The sequence below is a fragment of the Candidatus Dedyshia acidiphila genome, from assembly GCF_051025295.1.
Lineage (GTDB): Bacteria > Acidobacteriota > Terriglobia > Terriglobales > Acidobacteriaceae > KBS-83.
Map to the genome: position 1 here is coordinate 1 of NZ_JBMGJV010000159.1, position 249 is coordinate 249.

The following is a 249-nucleotide window of genomic DNA, read 5'->3' on the forward strand; positions in this document are numbered from 1 at the left end:
CATCGCCTTCGGGTATTCACCGGCCGATGCGCACGATCCCTGCAGGCGAATCTGCCGCGTAACCACCTTCTGCAGTGGCAGCAGCACCTCCGGCGCAATGTTGCCGACGAGCACGACCGTGCCCCCCCTTGCGCGTCGCGTCGACGGCGGCTGCCACTGTCTCTGCACGGCCAACAGCCTCAAAGACCACATCCACGCCCCGCCTCTCGGTGCGTTGCAGGATGCACTCGGAGAGGGCGCTCTGCGCAT

Annotated in this window: 1 pseudogene; it reads right to left on the reverse strand. The window is 66.7% G+C overall.

Features of this window, described 5'->3' with window-relative positions:
* Positions 1-249 (reverse strand): annotated as a pseudogene (locus tag AC5IJH_RS18495) (zinc-binding dehydrogenase); the annotation flags it as partial.